This window comes from Proteiniphilum sp. UBA5384, assembly GCF_002410825.1.
Lineage (GTDB): Bacteria > Bacteroidota > Bacteroidia > Bacteroidales > Dysgonomonadaceae > Proteiniphilum.
In genome coordinates this window covers 23,406-44,803 of sequence record NZ_DHOS01000006.1, presented here as the reverse complement: position 1 = coordinate 44,803, position 21,398 = coordinate 23,406, and the positions used below count along the sequence as shown (strand labels likewise).

The 21,398-nt window shown below is 42.8% G+C and carries 19 protein-coding genes; 5 read left to right on the top strand and 14 right to left on the bottom strand.

Annotation, left to right across the window (positions count from 1 at the left end; genetic code table 11):
- The first annotated feature begins 226 nt into the window (after positions 1–226).
- Complete coding sequence (gene sufB, locus B4G81_RS02635; protein WP_294079776.1) at positions 227–1,678, top strand: Fe-S cluster assembly protein SufB; 1,452 nt, start codon at positions 227–229, stop codon at positions 1,676–1,678.
- On the opposite strand, the gene ung is transcribed toward sufB, so the two are convergent.
- From ung to B4G81_RS02610, 5 genes are all read right to left on the bottom strand, one after another.
- Positions 1,679–2,341, bottom strand: coding sequence for a uracil-DNA glycosylase (ung, locus tag B4G81_RS02630; RefSeq protein WP_294079774.1), 663 nt, complete (start codon positions 2,339–2,341; stop codon positions 1,679–1,681).
- Between the two features lie 36 nt (positions 2,342–2,377).
- On the bottom strand, positions 2,378–3,415 hold the full coding sequence (gene asnA / locus B4G81_RS02625; RefSeq protein WP_294079773.1) for an aspartate--ammonia ligase: 1,038 nt from the start codon (positions 3,413–3,415) through the stop codon (positions 2,378–2,380).
- 140 nt (positions 3,416–3,555) lie between these two features.
- The gene (locus tag B4G81_RS02620; RefSeq protein WP_294079772.1) at positions 3,556–4,467 is read right to left on the bottom strand and encodes a dihydroorotate dehydrogenase; all 912 of its coding nucleotides are present in this window, start codon (positions 4,465–4,467) and stop codon (positions 3,556–3,558) included.
- A 15-nt stretch (positions 4,468–4,482) separates the two neighbouring features.
- Complete coding sequence (locus tag B4G81_RS02615) at positions 4,483–5,256, bottom strand: dihydroorotate dehydrogenase electron transfer subunit (protein ID WP_414703152.1); 774 nt, start codon at positions 5,254–5,256, stop codon at positions 4,483–4,485.
- Positions 5,257–5,349: 93 nt separating this feature from the next.
- On the bottom strand, positions 5,350–5,802 hold the full coding sequence (locus B4G81_RS02610) for a helix-turn-helix domain-containing protein (protein ID WP_294079769.1): 453 nt from the start codon (positions 5,800–5,802) through the stop codon (positions 5,350–5,352).
- 891 nt (positions 5,803–6,693) lie between these two features.
- On the opposite strand from B4G81_RS02610, the gene B4G81_RS02605 reads away from it, so the two are divergent.
- A complete protein-coding gene (locus B4G81_RS02605) occupies positions 6,694–7,185 on the top strand; it encodes a glutathione peroxidase (protein ID WP_294079768.1) in 492 nt (163 codons plus the stop codon).
- A gap of 65 nt (positions 7,186–7,250) precedes the next feature.
- Here B4G81_RS02605 and holA read toward each other — a convergent pair whose 3' ends face one another.
- A complete protein-coding gene (gene holA / locus B4G81_RS02600; protein WP_294079766.1) occupies positions 7,251–8,273 on the bottom strand; it encodes a DNA polymerase III subunit delta in 1,023 nt (340 codons plus the stop codon).
- A 33-nt stretch (positions 8,274–8,306) separates the two neighbouring features.
- Positions 8,307–9,083, bottom strand: coding sequence for an AMP nucleosidase (locus tag B4G81_RS02595; RefSeq protein ID WP_294079765.1), 777 nt, complete (start codon positions 9,081–9,083; stop codon positions 8,307–8,309).
- A gap of 53 nt (positions 9,084–9,136) precedes the next feature.
- Between B4G81_RS02595 and B4G81_RS02590 the strand changes: the two genes are divergently transcribed.
- Positions 9,137–9,592, top strand: coding sequence for a type I restriction enzyme HsdR N-terminal domain-containing protein (locus tag B4G81_RS02590; RefSeq protein WP_294079763.1), 456 nt, complete (start codon positions 9,137–9,139; stop codon positions 9,590–9,592).
- A gap of 13 nt (positions 9,593–9,605) precedes the next feature.
- Here B4G81_RS02590 and panB read toward each other — a convergent pair whose 3' ends face one another.
- The 6 genes from panB to B4G81_RS02560 form a co-directional block, all read right to left on the bottom strand.
- Positions 9,606–10,442: a 3-methyl-2-oxobutanoate hydroxymethyltransferase gene (gene panB, locus B4G81_RS02585; RefSeq protein WP_294079761.1), complete on the bottom strand. Its 837-nt coding sequence runs from the start codon at positions 10,440–10,442 to the stop codon at positions 9,606–9,608.
- Between the two features lie 375 nt (positions 10,443–10,817).
- A complete protein-coding gene (locus tag B4G81_RS02580) occupies positions 10,818–12,395 on the bottom strand; it encodes an OmpP1/FadL family transporter (RefSeq protein ID WP_294079759.1) in 1,578 nt (525 codons plus the stop codon).
- A 29-nt stretch (positions 12,396–12,424) separates the two neighbouring features.
- Complete coding sequence (locus B4G81_RS02575; RefSeq protein WP_294079756.1) at positions 12,425–13,765, bottom strand: hypothetical protein; 1,341 nt, start codon at positions 13,763–13,765, stop codon at positions 12,425–12,427.
- A 196-nt stretch (positions 13,766–13,961) separates the two neighbouring features.
- Positions 13,962–14,720, bottom strand: coding sequence for an MBL fold metallo-hydrolase (locus B4G81_RS02570; protein ID WP_294079754.1), 759 nt, complete (start codon positions 14,718–14,720; stop codon positions 13,962–13,964).
- A 112-nt stretch (positions 14,721–14,832) separates the two neighbouring features.
- Positions 14,833–15,345, bottom strand: coding sequence for an SPOR domain-containing protein (locus tag B4G81_RS02565; protein WP_294079752.1), 513 nt, complete (start codon positions 15,343–15,345; stop codon positions 14,833–14,835).
- 130 nt (positions 15,346–15,475) lie between these two features.
- Complete coding sequence (locus B4G81_RS02560) at positions 15,476–16,348, bottom strand: DUF4382 domain-containing protein (protein ID WP_294079750.1); 873 nt, start codon at positions 16,346–16,348, stop codon at positions 15,476–15,478.
- A 290-nt stretch (positions 16,349–16,638) separates the two neighbouring features.
- Between B4G81_RS02560 and B4G81_RS02555 the strand changes: the two genes are divergently transcribed.
- Together B4G81_RS02555 and B4G81_RS02550 are read left to right on the top strand one after the other, a co-directional pair.
- Positions 16,639–17,247, top strand: a complete 609-nt coding sequence (locus B4G81_RS02555) for a hypothetical protein (protein WP_294079748.1) — start codon at positions 16,639–16,641, stop codon at positions 17,245–17,247.
- A gap of 76 nt (positions 17,248–17,323) precedes the next feature.
- Entirely contained in the window at positions 17,324–18,844 is a 1,521-nt protein-coding gene (locus B4G81_RS02550) for a BACON domain-containing protein (protein WP_294079746.1), read from the top strand.
- A gap of 18 nt (positions 18,845–18,862) precedes the next feature.
- Here B4G81_RS02550 and gcvP read toward each other — a convergent pair.
- Positions 18,863–21,398, bottom strand: a 2,536-nt coding sequence (gene gcvP, locus B4G81_RS02545; RefSeq protein WP_294079742.1) for an aminomethyl-transferring glycine dehydrogenase, incomplete at its 5' end; no start/stop codon positions are given.

Here is a 21,398-nt window from a genome sequence, read left to right as displayed (position 1 = left end):
TCCCAAGATTTGTCGAGATCGTTGAATCATCGAAATTAATCAATATGTACGTTTATTTAACATTTTGAAAGGAACAATTGTTCAGTTTTTTATAAAAAAAGGGAAGTAATAATCAGAAATAAGGCAAAAATACCGAAAAACACTATCTTTGTACAACAAAAGCAACCGCTTGGTTGTTAGTAAAGGCTGGAAGGTAACTTCCATCCTGAAATGATTTTAATAAGTTATGCAAGAGTTAGATCAAGATCAAATATTAAATGAGTTAACAACTCAGGATTACAAATTCGGCTTCACCACCGATGTAGAGACAGAAGTGATTGAAAAAGGGCTGAACGAAGATGTTATACGGTTGATTTCAGCGAAAAAGGAAGAACCCGGGTGGTTGCTTGAATTCCGGTTGAAGGCTTATCGCCATTGGCTGACAATGAAAATGCCGGACTGGCCGCACCTGGAGATCCCTGAAATCGATTATCAGGATATTATTTATTATGCTGATCCTACAAAAAAGAAAACACCGAAAAACCTGGATGAGGTAGATCCTGAATTGCTGAAGACGTTCGAACGTTTGGGAATTCCCCTCGAAGAACAGAAACAACTTACCGGTGTGGCGGTCGATGCCGTAATGGACAGTGTATCCATTAAAACCACATTCAAGGAGGTATTGGCCGAGAAAGGAATTATATTTTGTTCATTCAGTGAAGCGGTAAGGCACCACCCGGATCTGGTGAGGAAATACCTGGGCTCGGTCGTTCCTTACAAAGATAACTATTTCGCCGCATTGAATTCAGCGGTATTCAGTGACGGTTCGTTCGTCTATATTCCGGAAGGAGTACGCTGCCCGATGGAACTTTCCACCTATTTCCGTATCAACACTGCCAATACCGGCCAGTTTGAGCGGACACTTATCGTAGCCGATAACAATGCCTATGTGAGTTACCTCGAGGGATGTACCGCTCCCATGCGTGACGAAAACCAGCTCCATGCGGCTATCGTTGAGATCGTCGCCCTCGATCATGCCGAAGTGAAATATTCTACAGTGCAGAATTGGTATCCGGGAGATAAAAACGGAAAAGGTGGTGTATATAATTTTGTCACCAAGCGGGGGCTCTGTAAAGGTGTCCACTCAAAGATCTCATGGACACAGGTGGAAACCGGTTCAGCGATCACCTGGAAATACCCATCCTGCGTGCTGGCGGGTGATTATTCAGTAGGGGAATTTTATTCGGTGGCGGTTACCAATAATTACCAACAAGCCGATACGGGTACCAAAATGATCCATATAGGAAAGAATACCCGGAGCCGTATTGTCTCCAAAGGTATCTCAGCAGGAAGCAGCCAAAACAGCTACAGGGGATTGGTAAAGGTGACACAGAAAGCGGAAAATGCCCGTAACCATTCCCAATGCGATAGCCTGCTGTTGACCGACCACTGCGGGGCACATACTTTCCCCTATACAGATATCCAAAACCCGTCGGCAGTACTCGAGCATGAGGCTACCACTTCCAAAATCAGTGAAGATCAGATTTTCTATTGTAACCAACGGGGATTGGGAGAAGAAGAAGCCGTCGGACTGATCGTGAACGGATATGTGAAAGAGGTAGTGAACAAACTCCCTATGGAATTTGCCGTAGAGGCACAGAAATTACTTCAGATCAGCTTAGAAGGGAGTGTGGGATAATCACCAGTTAATGGGCGCTATATTATGGGCGGCCAGATAATCGTTTGTTTTACTAAAATGCTTATTACCAAAGAATCCCCTATGCGCCGACAATGGCGAAGGATGTGGTGATTTTAGAGTAAGATGCCTATTCGTATCAATGGTCTCTCCTTTCCGCTGGGCATATGCACCCCACAACATAAAAACCAGATGCTCGCACTCTTCGGAGAGGTGTTTGATTACGGCATCGGTGAATTCCTCCCATCCCTTTCCCTGGTGGGAGCCGGCACGATGGGCCTGTACCGTGAGTGTGGCATTGAGTAGAAGTACTCCCTGTTCTGCCCAGCGCGTGAGATTTCCTGAACGGGGTTCGGTTATTCCCAGATCGTCTTCAATTTCCTTGTAAATATTTATCAGTGAAGGAGGTATTTGTATGCCTTCATTTACCGAAAAGCAGAGACCATGCGCCTGGCCCGGTTCATGATAAGGATCCTGCCCTACTATCACCACTTTCACTTTATCAAAAGGGCAACTGTCAAATGCATTGAAAATTAGTTTTGCCGGAGGATAAATTGTCTTGGTAGCATATTCATGCCGTACGAAATCGGTCAATTTTCCGAAATAAGGTTTCTCAAACTCCTGCAGTAGATGGTTCTTCCAACTTTCCTCAATTCTTACATCCATAACTATATCTATGATGGTTATTCTTCGCAAAGGTAATCAGATCAGAAATACTCCTTGCTTCCTAGCTTCATCCTTCATTTCACGTGGCCAGAGGCTGGCCTGTATTTCCCCGATATGTGCTTTGCGGAGATAGTACATACACAGTCTGGATTGGCCAATCCCTCCGCCGATAGAAAGGGGTAATTCCCCATCTATCAAACGTTGATGGAAATAGAGGGACAAACGATCCTGTTTGCCGCATAAACCCAATTGCCGTTTCAACGCCGCAGGGTCTACCCGGATACCCATCGAAGACAGTTCTACCGACTTTTCCAATACCGGATTCCAAACCAACAAATCGCCGTTTAACCCCAAAAAACCGTCCGCATTTGGTGTACTCCAATCATCATAGTCAGGAGCTCGTCCATCATGGGGTTCGCCATTCGATAACGTAGCTCCTATCCCAAACACGAAGACGGCGCCGTGCGCCCGGGTAATGGTATCTTCCCGCTGCTTGGCATCCAGACCGGGATACTTTTGCAACAATTCTTCTGAATGAATGAAAAATATTTCGCCGGGGAGTTGTGGTTTTATAACGGGGAATAATTCATAAACAAGGTATTCAGTACGAAGCATCGCCGCATAAATCCTTCTTACAACCTGCTTCAGGAATTCAATCGTACGGTCTTTTTCACCAATTACCAGTTCCCAATCCCATTGATCCACATAAAGTGAATGAAGGTTATCCAGTTCCTCATCAGCCCGGATAGCATTCATATCAGTATAAATGCCAAAACCTTCCTCTATCTCATAATCAGCCAATGTCAACCGTTTCCATTTTGCCAGCGAATGCACTATCTCCGCATTCCGATCGTCCATGTCTTTGATGGGAAACCTTACCGGACGTTCCACACCATTCAGGTCATCGTTTATGCCTGTCCCGCTCTCCACAAAAAGAGGAGCGGTAACACGGCGGAGGCGCAATTCGGAGGAGAGATTAGCCTGAAAAAAATCTTTGATACTCTTAATTCCCAGTTCTGTTTGTTTCAGATTTAGAAGCGGAGTATAATCCACGGGTATTTGCAGTTTTGACATATTTCTTGTAAAAGAATTTCAATTTTGAGTACACAAAGATACTATTTTTATTCATTTTGTCAAACAAAAACCAGATTAAAATATCATTATGACAGGTTTAAGGCTATAATAAAATCAATAATTAAAATAATACTCTCTTATTAAACAATCATTTTCCCGATCAAATCATTTACCGAAGTAATATGGTTACGATCCAGATAACTATTGATGCCTTCCACTATTTTAACAGATGCCGCGGGATCGATAAAATTGTAAGTACCCACTTGAATTGCCGTAGCACCAGCGAGTATGAACTCAATAGCATCCTTCCAGTTACAGATTCCTCCCATTCCGATAATAGGTATCTTTACCGCATGGAAAACCTCCCATACCATCCGCAGGGCAATCGGCTTTATACATGGACCTGAAAGTCCCCCCGTGATAGTGGAGAGTTTCGGTTTTCTGGTTTCCACATCAATAGCCATCCCGAGGAATGTATTGACCAGCGACACAGCATCTGCACCTTCTGCTTCTACGCTACGGGCAATTTCAGAGATATCGGTTACATTAGGCGACAATTTCACTATCAATGTTTTGGGAAATACTTTACGGACTTCCCGTGTCACCTGTGCCGCCGATTGGCAGGAAGTACCGAATGCCATCCCTCCCTCTTTTACGTTGGGACAAGAGATATTCAACTCTATAGCGGGCATCTTGTCCAGATCGGCCAATTTTTCAGCACATGCCACGTAATCTTCTATGGTTGAACCCGATACGTTTACGATCATGTAGGTATCGTAATTTCTTATCACCGGATAGAGATGTTCCACGAAATAATCTACTCCTTTGTTCTGAAGCCCAACCGCGTTGAGCATGCCTGAGGGTGTCTCAGCCATCCTGGGGTAATCATTCCCCTGCCTGGGGGTAAGGGTGGTGCCCTTTACAAAAATACCGCCGAGGCGTTCCAGATCAATAAAATCGGCATATTCGGTTCCGTAACCAAAAGTCCCGGAAGCGGTCATCACCGGGTTCTTCAGTTTTAAATTGCCTATATGTACTTCTAATCCAGCCATGTGGGTTTAATTATATTACCAGAATAGTTCAGTTATATTAAAAACGGGCCCTTCGGTACAGGTGCAGATATTTCCTCTGACAGTCTTCTCCACACAACAAAGGCAAGCGCCAAAACCGCAGGCCATCAAATTTTCAAGCGAAACCTCACATCCCACGCCATGATCCCGGGCATACCCTGCTACAGTCACCATCATTGGTTTCGGACCACAGGCATAAATGAAATCGTATTTTTTTTCATTGAGTACGGAGTGGTGAGTCACAAATCCTTTCTCGCCCATAGAACCGTCTTCCGTAGTGCAATAGAGTGTACCGTATCGTTCAAAGTCTGTCCGTTGGAGGATATCTTTTCCGGAGCGTCCTCCCAGCAGGAATTCGGGATCCAAATCATTATCCTTCATCTTTTTACCTAAAAAAAGCAGGGGCGCGGTACCCACTCCTCCTCCCACAAGCAGAAATTTACCTTTTTTTTCCGGTAAGGTAAACGAATTCCCCAGTGGGAAGATTAGATTGATAATTCCCCCTACATGCACTGAACATATCTTTTGGGAGCCTTCACCCACCTTCTGGATCAGAAGCCAGATTTCATTTTTTTCAGGATCGACAAAATTGATGGATATGGGCCTCCGTAAAAAGACATGGGATGATTGGTCGACCAGAATTTGTACGAATTGTCCGGGAAACATCTCCGGCAACGTTACACCATCAGCAGGTGCAACCTTTAGCAGATGATTCTGATCATTCAGGGCTTCGTTAGTGCGCACAATGAAATCGAGTACTTGCATGTGAATTATTTAAAGTACAAAAATACATTTAAATTTCTATTCCGGCAAAAACCGTTTATTCATGATTCACATGTAGTGCAACCAAACAGCAATAGATTTTTAGTGTGATCCGAATATTTCAAAAGTGTTGTCATTGTAATATACAATTATCTGTGTTATTTTTCTGTTACTCGGTATAGCCGGATCAATAACCTTATTTTCAGTTGAATGATTCTCATTATATAGAGATTTAAACGTAGTTTCCTTCGGATTATCCTTTGTTTCCTGTGCTTTGTCCGTATCCGTGACAACCTGATGGAATAAATCAGGTTCGCTGAAAGGAGATGGAGCATTGCCGGATCCGTTTTTATACATACTACCCGTACCATTGAGGAGCCATTCCGGATTGATGTAATCCATTTCGCTCAAAATCCTTGTTACTACTTCCAGACTGGGATTATTTCTGCCATTCAGAATATGGGAGATTATAGCCCGGTTAATCTGTAACCGGTCCGCAAATTTAGCCGGCGTCAGATTCTCTTTTTCCATGATAAGTCTGATACGATCCTTCATACATTTGTATTTTAGACGTTGTTTATTTCGAAATAATGGATAATCATGCTACAAATTTCCGATACAAATGTAAAACAAATTATTTACAAATGAGAATGGATTGTTAATACATTTGTAATTTACATTTGTTCATCTCATTGATTACTTTTGTATTTTATGGGGAATATATAAATCTAAATATAAATATAATCACTAAATTTAAACTATATATATTTTCTATATTAATCTGATATATATATATATATAATTATTAATATTTATATTTTTAACCCAAATTGAATGTATTTGATGGTATTTCAGCAAGAATCTATTTTTTAAGTTTACATAATAAGATTAATATATTGATATATAGTAATATAATATGCATATATTTAGCTTGAAATAGAATGTTAACAATATCGATGTATTTATGTAAATCGGTATATTTGATGATTCCAAACAATGCGTAAACAAATGTTCATTTTCATATTATTTACTTTTGTAATTTTTCTCTGCCTGCCTGTTTTATTACATTTGTATATGATTGCACCCTACTTTATAATTTATACCGCAAAATTGCCACAGAATAGCACAAATCTGTAGTGGGTTAGTGATAAATAAATATATTCCACTCCTGAGGGTCTAAAATAAGTTTATATATTTGATACATAATATTTTATAGTGTTTCTTGATGATCAATATTTTTTATGTAAAAAATATTGACCGGAATGAACTGTTATTCTTCAGGACTGTTTAAATATAATATATAAAGTGAATGAAGTTATGGGATTATCTACTATAAAATTTTGCAGTATTCTATTATTGAGTTTTGCCACGCTTCAATGCAGCGGTCAGAATAAACATCATAAAAAAGAGCTGGAAATAGAAAAACAGACAGAAAACAAACAAGATATGGAAGGAAAAAAGGTTTTATACGATTTTAGCGTGAATGATATTAACGGAAATAACTTTAGACTGGACTCCCTGAGAGGAAAAAAAGTGCTGATAGTGAATGTAGCTTCAAAATGTGGATTAACGCCCCAATATAAGGAATTACAGGAGCTCTATGATAAATACAAAGATATGAATTTCGTGATAATTGGTTTCCCGGCCAATAATTTTCTTGGTCAGGAACCCGGCAGCAATCAGGAAATCAAGGAGTTTTGTACAGTAAATTATGGAGTGACTTTTCCTATGATGGAAAAGATCAGTGTGAAAGGAAAAGATCAGGCTCCACTGTACCGGTGGCTCACAAAAAAGTCGGAGAATGGAGTTTTGGACCAGAAGGTAACATGGAATTTCCAGAAGTATTTAATTAACGAAGAGGGACAATTGGTAGATGTCGTAATGCCAAAAGAGAGTCCTTTGAGTAATAAGATAGTGGATTGGATTACAAAAAATTAATTTAAGCCGACTGCTGTATTTATAGAGATTAAGAGATGAATTTTCATTCAACCGGACTTTTTGAATTAGTGCATAATCCTGTAAATCAACTCTCTTAAAAGGTATCCTTGTGATGCAGATATATTATCAACACCTTTCGACCGGGCATCAAATGTCCTCAGGTCTGATATGATTTGCATCACTTTTTGGGCACTGTAATTTTTCAGTCCTATCATATAATCACGGACAAAAAAAGCCGATCTCATATTCAAGGCATTCATAACGCTCTGCTCATCTTTATTGGGTAGCCAGAAGCATTCCAGTAGATTACTGAAATAATTGAAGAGTATGGCAATTGTGGCCATCATTGGATTTTCTTTCGGATTTTTGTCAAAGTAATCTACGATCCGATTGGCAGCTACTACATTTTTCGTGATAATGGCTTTCTGCAGTTCAAAGTTATTATAATCCTTGCTGATACCTACATTCTTCTCGATAAGCTCCGAGGTGATCCGCCGCTGCCCTTCAGGAAGTGAAACTTCTAATTTCTGAAGTTGAGGGATAAGCTTACTGATATCGTTACCCACAAAATCTGTCAACATCTGGGCCGATTTCTCGTCGATACCTATTTCTTTTTCTTTCAGCCACGACTGTATAAAAGTCGGTATTTGGTTTTCGTACAATTTTTTTGATTCGAATACTTCCCCTATCTTGAGGATACTTTTTACTACCGCTTTCCTTTTATCTATGGATCCATGTTTATAGTTGATCACCAGGATAGTAGAAGGCATCGGATTTTTAGCATAAAGATCGAGCAACTCGAACTTATCGAGGTTTTGCGCTTCTTTCACTATAACCAGCTGGTATTTCGCCATCATAGGGAATCGGCGTGCAGAGGCAATAATAAGATTCACATCGGCATCCACTCCATAGAAAGTAAGCATATTAAAATCTTTCTCCGTTTCGGTAAGTACGGTATCAGAAAGTAAATCAGTAAGTACATCTATGAAATAGGATTCCTCGCCCATAAAAAGATATACAGGCTTGAATCGACGTTGCAATATATCGTTCCGGATAGCGTTGAAAGATGATTGTGTGGTTGCAGCCATTGAAATTGATATGATGATTTACTGATTTGTTGATTACCAGTCGAACCGAAGATGTTTGATGGTAGAACCTCTGTTCATGATGGATGAAAGTGATTTGATACCGATCTTCACATGTTCCTCTACAAAATTTTCGGTAATATGCTGGTCGCTTTTCTCTGTTTTCACTCCTGTGGAGATAAGAGGCTGGTCGGATACAAGCAACAACGCTCCGGTAGAAATACGGTTGGCAAAGCCACAGGTAAAAAGAGTGGCTGTCTCCATATCTACTGCCATTGCACGTATTTGGCGCAGATAATTCTTGAAATCATCGTCATACTCCCATACGCGCCGGTTAGTAGTGTATACTGTGCCAGTCCAGTAATCGTGGTTAAAATCACGCACATTGGAAGAGACTGCACGCAATAAGCTGAATGCAGGCAAAGAAGGTACTTCGGGGGGGAAATAGTCGTTCGATGTACCCTCGCCACGGATGGCGGCAATAGGTAAAATATAATCGCCCAGGCTACTCCTTGATTTCAATGCGCCACATTTTCCCAGGAAAAGTACAGCCGTTGGAGATACCGCACTCAGCAGATCCATGATAGTAGCAGCATTGGCACTACCCATTCCAAAATTAATGATAGTGATTCCCTCCGCAGAAGCATTGGGCATATTGGCATCCAGACCGATGATGGGAGTATTGAAATGATTTGCAAAAATTTCGACGTATTTTTGAAAATTAGTCAGCAGGATAAATTTCGAAAACTCGGTCAGCGGTCTTTTCGTGTATCGGGGTAGCCAATTCTCCACTATTTCCTGTTTCGTTCTCATATAAAAAAGGTAATTTTGTGTCCGTTACGATTGTTCTAAAAGCAAAGATACAAATGCACAATTTAAATTTGCCATCATTCAATACAAAAATACGCAAAAAAGGCGAAGTGTTGGAGATTTTCGATCCATTACGAAAAAAATATGTAATGCTCACACCCGAGGAGTGGGTACGCCAGCATTTTGTCCACTATCTTATTTCTGAGAAACAGTTTCCCGCTTCGCTTATCGCGAATGAAGCAGGCATCAAACTCAATTCCCTCTCCAGGAGATGTGATACGGTAGTCTATAACCGACAACTGACCCCGGTGATGATTGTGGAATATAAAAGACCTGACATCTCTATCACCCAGGAGGTTTTCGACCAGATTACCCGCTACAACAGTGTACTGAAAGTACCCTATATCATCGTCTCTAACGGCCTAAAGCATCATTGCTGCCGGATGGACTATCAACAGCAGTCATACCATTACCTCACTGAAGTCCCTCTTTACCGGCAAATTGTTCAATAGTTGTTTCGTTGCATCAGTAGCTTTCTTCTGCCGAGGGGAAACCGGACGATTTCACATCCTGTACATATTGCTGCACGGCTGAGGTAACCACACCGAAAAGATCGGCGTATCTGCGTAGAAAACGGGGTGAAAATCCCTTATTAAGACCCAGCATATCCTGCATCACCAGCACTTGTCCGTCCACATAAGGGCCAGCACCAATTCCGATGGTAGGGACAACCAGTTCTGCAGTTACTTTACCGGCCAGTTCTGCCGGAATTTTCTCCAATACAATGGCGCAACATCCTACTTTCTGTAACATGCGGGCATCTTCTAACAGTTTACCGGCTTCGTCCTCTTCTTTTGCCCTTACGGCGTAAGTCCCATATTTGTTGATCGATTGCGGCATCAGTCCCAGGTGCCCCATGACCGGGATTCCCGCATGCAGGATAGCCCTGATCGATTCGATGACTTCTTTTCCTCCTTCCAGCTTCAAACAGTCGGCCTGCGTCTCTTTCATCATCCTTACGGCATTGGTTACAGCTTCATAAGGATTACCCTGATAACTGCCGAAAGGCATATCTACCACCACCATGGCTCTTTTTACGCCGTTCATCACCGATTTACCATGATAAATCATCTGGTCTACCGTGATCGGTAAAGTTGTAGTATTTCCCGCCATCACGTTCGAAGCAGAGTCTCCCACCAGAATTACGTCTATTCCTGCCTGGTCGATCACCGATGCCATGGAATAATCATAAGCTGTGAGCATCGATATTTTTTCGCCATGCTGCTTCATCTCTTGCAGGCGATGCGTGGTCACTTTCTTTTGGTTTCCGGCAGAGAGATACCCTTTTTTGTCTTCTGACATCTCTTATAAAGTTTAAATGATTTATATAAAATGGAATTGCTCTATTGTGCAAAGGTAGTGCTTTTACAGATTACTTTCCACTTTTTCTTCAGTAAACCTTCATTGTCCACACACACCAAAAAAAGCCGGGAACTATACCACATCTAAAGATGGAGATACGGCAATCATCTAAACGCTAATATTACCTCTGGGATGCATTCTAAAGAAATCGTGGAAAAATCAGAAAAGTTCGCCAAATCCAATGAAAGGAATCGGGCGAACTTTATTTTTAGTAGAGCCAAAAAGGACTAGGCTGAAATATTGAACCTTTTTCAGTTCCCTCACTGGATTGTCCCGGCTTTTTTTTGACAGAAATTTTATTATTTCACAAGAATATTAAAATCTATACCCTAAGGTAAGCAATCCTCTGATGGAATTATTTTTCAGGGAAAAGGGAGTTGCGTCAATAATCTGCTGGCTCCCTTCGTATGTATTCGGGAAAGGATACAAGTCATCCTTCTGGGTTTTATACACCAATGCCATATCAAGATAAAAGTTCCTGTTGAAACGATAACCGAGTCCGCCGGTAAAATAATTGGTGTCACCCTCTATTCGGAAAATAGTATTTGAAGTATTAGCACCCAGGTAGGGCTCTCCAAACTGACTTAAACCTCCGTTATCCTTATAAGGATTCTGCATCCATGCATAGCCGAGCCTTGCGGAGAATTGGGGTGTAATTCGATATTCCATTCCAATTTTTACTGTCGATGCCGTGGTATGATCTTCCTTGATATATTCATTGCTTTGATCATACCATGACGGATCGATCAACGAATTTTCCTTTAACTTCATCTTACTATAATTTACCAACTCATAATCGACGCTGGCAATAAAATTATTACTCAATACTGTAGCGATACTGGCAACAATCTTACCGGGGATCTTCAGATCATAATCATTACTATATCTGGCAGAAAACGTTGTTCCTCCCGGTTTATAATTCTCATCGTCTACCAATCCAGCCAGATAATCAGTGGTTTGTGCGGCAAATTCTTCCGTCAGTAAATATCTGATGGGAGTATGCCAGGCAAATCCGATGCGCAACGCATTGATAGGCCGGTAGATCGCTCCCAGTTTGGCACCTACTCCTGCGCCACTGACAGTTGTAAAATTGGTCAGGGTATAAGAGTTTCCTCCTCCAAAATCTTCCTGAAGATCACTCGCCAGTTTATAATAAATGTCCTTTACCGAAAGAGATAATCCAATGTTCAGCACATTATTGATGGTAGTTCCCACCGTGAAGTCGTAATTATCTATATATCCCTTTTCATACGAGCGGATCAGATTTTCGACCTTACCGTTTGTTATCGGCTTATAATCGTAGAAACCATCACTGCTCTTTACAGGATTAAGCAAATAGGAATTAAAACCCAACACCGTCAACCAATGTTGGTCCCTGAACGGATCAGGAAGATCATCTCCCAATTCAAGATAGGAAGGATCAACGCCTATATCTGTACTCTTTTGAGCCATATAATCAATCATCCTGCCATTGGGCCTCCCCTGTGCATATATATCTTTATCAAATGATTTCAGGCGATTAAAAGAAAAACCGAAATTGATCAGCGGCATCACATCGTTTCGTAATGGGAAATAGCCTACAAATCCAATATTATCCATGTTGAATTGAAATTTATTGGCATCCCTGCTACCGACCTTCGATTTCTCATTCGATAAATTCAGTGTGCCAATTACTTCCGAACTCCGATAAACCGCTATGCCCGCGGGGTTAATGGATACACCGGTCATATCTCCTCCCAGCGCACCGAAGGCTCCCCCCATTGACATGGCACGTGCCGTACCATATATATCTTCACGTGAAAAACGCAATGCATCTATTTCACCTTGCTCTTGGGAGAATAAGGCAGGAAACGATATGAATAATGAAAAAATGATATAAACAAGCTTCTTCATAATAATTAAGCTATTAATTTTCACATGGTTTATCTGCGTCCACCACTGGAACGACCACTGCTGCTCCCACCGGAACTGCTACGTCCACTGCTTCCGCTACTACCTCCAAAAGAACCGGAGGATGAACTGCTTCTGCTGGGCGTGGAGTAAGAAGAAGAACTTCTGGATGAAGAACTACTGCTTCTCGATGGCGTTGAATAGCTGCTGCTACTCCTTCCGGAAGCACTGCCGGAACTTCTTTCATAGGTAGAACTGCTCCTTGACGGGGTACTTGAATTCCTCTGATAAGTTGAACTGCTACGGGAAGGAGTAGTTGTACCCCTTTCATAAGTAGTACCGGATGAAGTCCTTCCACTATTGTAAGTACCTGAAGAACGAGTCGATTGGTTATTGTCGCGGTTGACAGCACTCGACCTTGAGGAACTACCGGATGAACGGTTGATGGCTTGGCCGGTTCTGGAGTCATAGGTCCTGCCGGCACTATCAACGATCCTGGTTCTGGGCGTAGAGGCGGAACTTCTGCTGCTTACCGAAGAACTGCTCCTTCCGGATACTGCACTTCTGGTACTCGCAGACGAACTCCTTCCGGATACGCTACCGGTAGCACTCCTCCTGGAGGATGAGGTACTCCGTGATAGGTTAGCCATGGAGGTCCTACTGTCCGAACTCCTTCTATAGGCTCCTCCCGTCCTGCCAGAGCGATTGCGGGTCACGCTACTATAATATCCATCATAAAACCCGTGATGATATCCGCCGCCCCAGTATCCACCGTAATACCATGGATCATACCATCCACTGTAATACCACGGAGAATACCATCTGCTATAGTACCATGGGCTGTTCCAACCATAATACCAAGGTGAATACCAGGGGCTATACCAGCCACCATAATACCATGGATCGTACCAGGGGTAATAAGAGGCTCCCCATCCAACACCAAAATATACATTGGTATTCCATCCACGGTTATTGTAGTTTTCATAAAGATCATCGCCTACATAGACAATCACCTCGTCCGCGCCGGTAATCTTAATGCTTGATTCCGGATCATGGAACCGGACAATCCGGTCAGTATATGTATAGTCTTCGTAATTATTTAATTCCTGATCAGCCATAGAATCAGCCGACAAATTATTGTTACCACGACGATTATACTCGTCTACATCCCTGCCGTTGGCTGTTACCTGCATGTTCGATGCATCTCCCTGCACAATTACCACTCTCTTTTTTTGTGGCTCTTCTGCTTTTATCTGAACCTTTGATGATTCTTTTTGGGTAGGATCCGCATAAATATCATCCCATTCCTGGGCGAAACTGAACAACGGTACCGCAACCAGTAAGACCGTAAGTAAGTTTTTTATAGTATTCATAGTTTCTCCCTCTTTATACTTGTTTGTAAATAATTTTATCTATTACCCTTATGACTGAAAAAATAGGGAAAAGTTTAATCGCCCCTTCATTCTTCGTCCATTACACAAAAGTAGCAAATGTTACACAATAAAGACGACTCCGGCATCAAAACGCTGCACATCATTAGGTTAAAAAAACAAAACAGTATGCCGATTTTCAGAAAGATATTTCCAGACCATCATACGCCAATGCAACATGGTCGGGAAGTTCGTCGTTCACCTTTGCATGCAGGCCGATTTCGTGACTCATATGAATTAAGTAGGCGTTATTCGGTTTTATCTTTTCTATCAATGTCAGCGCCTGGTACAATGTCTGATGGGAGATGTGTTCCGTTTTTCTGAGTGCATTCACTACCAGATAATCCACACCTTTAAGTTTGTCTATTTCCGCTTCTTCTATTGTTTTCACATCTGTAAGGTAAGCAAAATTCCGAATACGGAATCCAAGGATAGGCAACCGGTAATGCATGACCCGGATAGGCGTCACCTGTACCGTCCCTACCTGAAAATCCTCGTTTGCATTGATCCTCCGGACGATAAGGTCGGGGACCCCTCCGTACTTATGTTCTGCGAAGCAATAAGGCATCCTCTCTCTGAGCCTGTTTTCCAGATGCTCCTCCATATACAGGTTGACCGGTCCGAAAATAGAAAAAGGACGCAAATCATCTATTCCACCTACATGATCATAGTGTTCATGGGTAAAAAGAATCGCATCAATTTTCCGAAAAGGGAGGGACAGCATCTGCTGCCTGAAGTCGGGCGTACAGTCAATTGTAATCACCACCTCATCAATTTCGATCATCACGGAAGTACGGAGACGTTTGTCTCTGCTATCTCCGGAGCTGCAGACTTCACATCTGCATCCAATTTGAGGTACACCGGTAGAAGTTCCGGTACCCAAGAATTTCACTTTCATACGGTCAAGTAATCAAGAAAAAAGCTGCCTCATTTTGTAAAAAGGGGCAGCTTTTCGGTTCATACATTTTCAGCACCACAAAAAGAATAATTCGGCTATTGACTGCTGATTATCAGTATTGTCTTTCCAGTATCCAAAGATCGTTGAAAGGCACTCCATAAGTTTTTCTCAAATAATCGGTATCTCCTTTGGCGGAATAGTTGCGGTAGAGCTCGTCACGTTTGGCTGCTGCTTGTTCCTTATCGTCATAACTGGCCACAATCACGCGATACATTCCCTGCTCATTTTGCGCCAGAATAACCTGATAACCTTCATTCTCCATTCGGCCTTTCAGTGATTCGGCGTTTAACTTCACACTAAGTGAGGCAATCACGACACTGAATTTCTTTAATCCCGCAGCATCAGTCGGATAAACCGGTTCCACTTTTTCTTTCCGAACGGAGACCTCTACCGGAGGAAGAGGGCTTGCATCTTTTACGACCGAAGTAGGTTGCGATGCTGTTTCTTGCATTTCTTTTTCTTTAGCTGCTTCATACACCTGTTTATAAGCGCTTTGCTTAGGTTTGCACGATACCCCTACAAGTAGCAGGGTAACTAAAACCAATGCGTAATGGAATTTCTTCATGCCAGTTTATTGTTTAAATTATTGAATCATTATACCAACTCGTCCTTCGTTTATATTGTCACGAAATCATGCAACAAAGATAATAAAGATGCCTATGATTGCACCTTTGCGCATGTGAAAATAAATTAAATCACTCTTCAGGCTCCGGATCCGGGTCAGGATCAGGCACTGAGGGCGTCTTTAACTGGATAGGGATGGGGGTAATACTATTTGTCTTCCCGGCTTCAACCGTGAAATTGAATACCGTATCCAAATAGGCGGTTTGCGGATCGGCCAGGACATGTATCTCCCACTCCCCTTCTTTCAGTCCTACAAACTGGAACATCGCCATCCTATCGTCTTGTTTTTCCCTTACCGGAAGGGAGAAAAGAGTATCCTTATCATAAACGATGGCAACCAATGGATTGGCAATAAGGGGAGCAACGTAGCCTTTCAGTTTGCCCCCAAAGGTTTCGGGAAAAGCTCTCACCATTGGTGTCAGAAAATAGGTACCATCAGATTCTACGAATGAGAAGGCGGCATTTACATCAATAACCATGCTGGAAATAGTGTTGAGCCGCATTTCCATATTGACGGCGTCAATCTCTAAACCATCCTGTAATTCCGGAGGTATATGCAACGGTATTTCCTCTTTTTTAGTTTCCGATATCAATGTTATACTGCTGCCGCCACCAAATAACAGTTTGATTTTCTGTAACTCCGTACCCGCAGGTACGTACTGGTCAACCATTTGCACCATTTTTCCATTGGTCAGCGTTAAAATATCATATGTCCTCCCTGAAAAATCAAGAGATACCCACTCCCCTTCATTGGTGGACAAATCCAGCAGAAAAACGGATATTTCTCTTATATCCAAGTGAAACTCCGATAAAACCGTAGCTGTGGCATCGGTCAGTTTAATGCGCAACCGTGAAGAATTGACACTGGGATCATCCTCTTTGCAGGACTGCCATGAGAAAATAATAGCTAAAAACAGAATATATCGGAAAATCCTTTTGAGCATACAGGTAATTCTTTGTTTAATGATGTATAATCCACAAAATTACACAAATCCCACTCGCATTCGCCATAAAAAACAATTAATTTTACTGAATTACTTTAAACAGACCGTTTTCATATCTATTTACAAGAGTATTTCGATAATTTGTCACCCAAAGACAATATTTATAAGTAAATCGAAAAAGTTCCCTAATTCAAGGAAAATAAGTAAAATAATCCGGGGATAAATAGGTTTTTTCCCTGTTTTATTCTATTTTCGTCTAAAAGTTTTTTGCGATCCAAAGTCACCGGCTTATGAATAAACTGATTATTTATCTTTTTTTTATTTCTACCCTCTATATTTTTTCTGCCACAATGTGTAAGGAACAGCCGAAAAAAAGGGAAGAAGGGGTAATCTCTCCATCAGCAAACGCAATCCACCAAACAAATCAATCTGCTGAAAAATTATTCGAGCGGTTAATGGCATCTTTTAGTGACGACTGGATGGAAAGGGAGGCTGATCCCAACCTTTACCCTGCCTATTATGGTGGCTCTTTTATTGATAATGAAGGTGTATTCGTGATTACGGTAACCGGTAATAGCGGAGAACATAAAAAACAACTGAGCGAAGTTCTCGGTACCGACAATTTTAATATAGAAACCGTGCAATATTCTTACCGCCAGATGATGGAGGTAATGGATAAGATAGATATTTTCCTGATGAATAGTACTGTTCCTGAAGATCATCCGTTAATGAGCAGTTTTGCAGGTGCTTATCCTGAAGTGACTGAAAACAGGGTAAAAGTGCTCCTCACTCAAGTAGATGAACCCACTATCCGGCTTTTTCGGAAAGATATCATCAACTCGCCTTTGATCATTTTCGAACAGGGTAATTTACCGGACTGGAATCAACCCGAGCAATAAACCTTGCGCTATGTCCACACAACAAAAAATATTGTATACTTTTGCATAGAGTTCAGAATAAAGATACAACATTATTATGAAACAAATCACCTTCTTTACCCTGTTACTTTTGGGCTGTTTTCTCTGGAATTGCGAAGATGAAGACAAAGGCATTCTCACACTAGATAAAAACGAGCTCACTTTAGGGCATCAGCAGAATTACGAAACAATAAAACTCACTACCAATAAAAAATGGTATGTAAAGGGGGTGCCGGACTGGATCACTTTCAACAATTCATCCATTGATGAACTGACTGAAGATATCCACCTGTCGGTAGATGAAAACGACACTTTCGAGCAACGGTCGGCCACGCTTACGTTCACCAACGGGCATGCTAGCCAGGAATTACTCCTCACGCAATTGAGTTTGAAGGAAGCCAATCCTTTTATAAGGCTTGACAAGCAGTATGTTTCTGTTTCCAAAGGCGAGAGCACCGTTGACCTGATCACCAACCGCCCCTGGGAAATCAGCAATCTCCTTGATATTCCCGAATGGTTGACGGTCAGCCCCTTGTCGGGAGATAAGTCTGAGACTATCACTTTTAAAGCCGACGAAAACCGTAATATTAAACAACGTTATTTCTCCCTTTCATTTACCGCAGGAGGGGTTCATCAAACGTTATCAGTCGGACAATACGGCTTAAAAGATATTCTCCGGGGACCATCTTTAGAAATTTTCAGGCCGATAGAGAGTGGATTTACGATCCAAACAGATAAAATAATCGCTTGCGACGTAAAGACAAGCCAACTATTTGTCAACCCCGGCATTACGGATAAAATATTTTTAGGAAATCTGGTGGGTCACAATATCGAAAATAGTGTGGATATCCCCCAATTCACCGGATACACCTTTAAACCGGTCACAATATCCACTTCGGCGGAGGATGAAAAACGTGAATTTATACCGTCTCTTTCCGACCAAAAACAATTTGCGGACGATATTATTGCCGGGAAACCCCAAGAACCTGTTTCTTTCAAAGAAGCCGATAACGCTGAATTTTATACCTACCGGCTGCTGCATGCAATCGGCATGGTCAACTTCGGCGTGAAACTGGATGAAATTGTAACAGGCAGTTCCTACGCCCAAAAAGAGATGGAAGACACCTACGGGCTAATCTTCAGCTTCAGGAGAACCGCCTTTACCCTCGACCTGAACTTACCCAACAACGGGACTATCATCGATGAACCATTGAAAGAGACCGACCGGAGCAAAGGTGTTTCCTACGTGGAATCAGTGGAATATGGCAACGTAGGATTGTTAGTGGTACAATCAAAGACCGACTCAGAGTATGTGAAAACAGCCATTAATAAATTTCTGGACAACTCCACCCTATCACCTGATGAGACGGCACTGATTGAATCATCCGAGATATGCTATGTTTATTTCGACAATGACAATCAGGCACAAAGCGAGAAGGACACATCAAAAGCACTGGACGCCTATAAAGAAGCGAGGAACACTACAGATTTCGGGAATATTTATCCCGTCTGTTTCAGTGTCGCTGATTTTACAACCCACAAAAGAAATACGCTCTCCTATAAAATGGACTTCCCATAACAGGAGAGACAATAATCATTATCGGCAGAGGCAAGAAACAAGGTTTCTGTCACCATAAGCATTGTCCACACGTGCCACATCTACCCAGAACTTGTTCTCCGCCACAAAAGGTAGCGGGTAAGCCGCTTTGCTCCGCGGATAGGCATGTTTCCACTCGTCGGCGGTAACTTCATACTGGGGATGCGGGGCATTCACCAACACATTGTCTTGCGCCGTATATTCACCGCGCGATACCTCGATGATCTCTTCGTGGATCTGGTCCATCACCGCCACAAAACGGTCGAGTTCCGCCAAGCTCTCACTTTCCGTAGGTTCTACCATCAGCGTGCCATGCACGGGGAAAGAGAGCGTGGGTGCATGATAACCATAATCGATCAGGCGTTTGGCAATATCGGTTTCGGTAATGCCCGACACCTCTTTAAGTCCACGACAATCGAGAATGAGTTCATGCCCTACCCTGCCATTGGCTCCCCGATAAACAATACCATAGGAATCCATCAGTTTTTCAGCTACATAATTGGCATTGAGGATAGCTGCTTCAGTAGCTTCTCTCAGTCCGTCAGCACCCATCATACGAATATAGGCATAAGTGATCTCCAGCACTCCGGCGCTACCGTAGGCTGATCCTGACACTGTATTCTTGTTATTCGACAAGGTTACCGGATGTCCGGGCAGGAACGAGACAAGGTGTTCAGCCACACAAATGGGTCCTACGCCGGGTCCCCCGCCCCCATGAGGAATGGCAAATGTCTTGTGCAGATTGAGATGGCATACATCGGCTCCGATGGTGCCAGGATTGGTCAATCCCACTTGTGCATTCATATTCGCACCATCCATATATACCTGTCCTCCTGCATCGTGGATCAGGCGGCACATCTCTTTTATCTCCGTCTCAAAAATACCATGGGTAGACGGATAAGTAATCATATAAGCTGCCAAATCATTTCTATACTGAGTGATCTTGGCACGTAAATCTCCCATATCCACATTCCCATTCGCATCACTGGCCACAGTAACGGGTTGAAATCCTGCCTGAACCGCGCTGGCAGGATTGGTGCCGTGTGCCGATGCAGGAATCAGTACCACTTTACGATGCCCTTCTCCATTACTTTCAAGGTAACCGGCAATGGTAATCAGTCCGGCATACTCCCCTGCCGCTCCCGAATTAGGTTGCAGGCTGGTAGCCGCAAATCCGGTAATTTCTGCCAGCATCCCTTCCAGTTCACTGATCATCTGTGTGTATCCTCCCACCTGTTCCAATGGTGCAAACGGATGGACACGCTGGAAGCCGGCAAGCCCCAGCGGAAGTAATTCAGACGCCGCATTCAGCTTCATCGTGCAGGAGCCGAGCGAGATCATGGAATGGGCCAGCGATATATCTTTCCGTTCAAGCCTTTTAATATAACGCATCAGTTCTGTCTCGGTATGATAGCGGTTGAAAGTGGGATGCGTAAGAAAATCGGATTTTCTGAGTTGGGATTCTTTTAACGTGCTCTTCTCCGGGAGATCTTCAAGCAGGTATACTTTTGAACTACCCGCCGTCATGGCAAATGCCGCCAGCAATTCATGCACCCGGTGAGCATTGGTTGTCTCATCAATGCTGATGCCCACTTCACCGCTTTCGAAGTAACGCAGGTTGATGCCTCTCATTTCCGCATTGTCCCGGATATCCTGCACCGAGATACCTTCGGGCAGGCTGATTTTGAGTGTGTCAAAATAGCTGCTGTTTACCTGCTTATATCCCATCTCCTTCAACTCCTCGCTCACATGCGAAGCGATGGAATGGATGCGGCGCGCAATACTTTTAAGTCCTTCCGGGCCGTGGTATACGGCATAGAAAGACGACATGGTGGCCAGCAGGGCCTGCGCGGTGCAGATATTGGAGGTAGCTTTCTCCCTTTTGATATGTTGTTCGCGCGTCTGCAAGGCCATGCGGAGTGCTTCTTTACCGTATGCGTCTTTAGAAATACCGATGATACGTCCGGGTATGGAGCGTTTATATTCATCCATGGTGGCGAAAAACGCCGCGGAAGGACCTCCATAAAACATCGGGATACCGAAACGCTGGCTGCTTCCGAAAGCGATATCGGCCCCCCATTCACCCGGTGGGGAAAGGAGAGTTAAAGCCATCAAATCGGTGGCTACGGCCACTTTACAACCCGCTTCATGTGCCTGCTCTGTAAATTCTCGGTAATCCTCCACATTGCCGTTACTATTGGGATACTGAATGATCGCACCAAAATAAGATTTTTCGAAAGTAACTGTTTTATAGTCTCCCACAACAATATCAATTCCGGTATAGTGCATTCTTGTCTTCAATACGGCCAATGTTTGAGGAAAAATATTTTTATCCACGAAAAGTGTTTCCACTCCGTTTTTCACCTGTTCACGACTACGAAGACCATACATCATGGTCGCGGCTTCAGCGGCAGCGGTCGCTTCGTCCAATAACGAACAGTTGGCTAACGGCAATGCGGTAAGTTCACTTACTACTGTCTGGAAATTGATCAATGCTTCCAGCCGGCCCTGCGAAATCTCTGCCTGATAAGGAGTA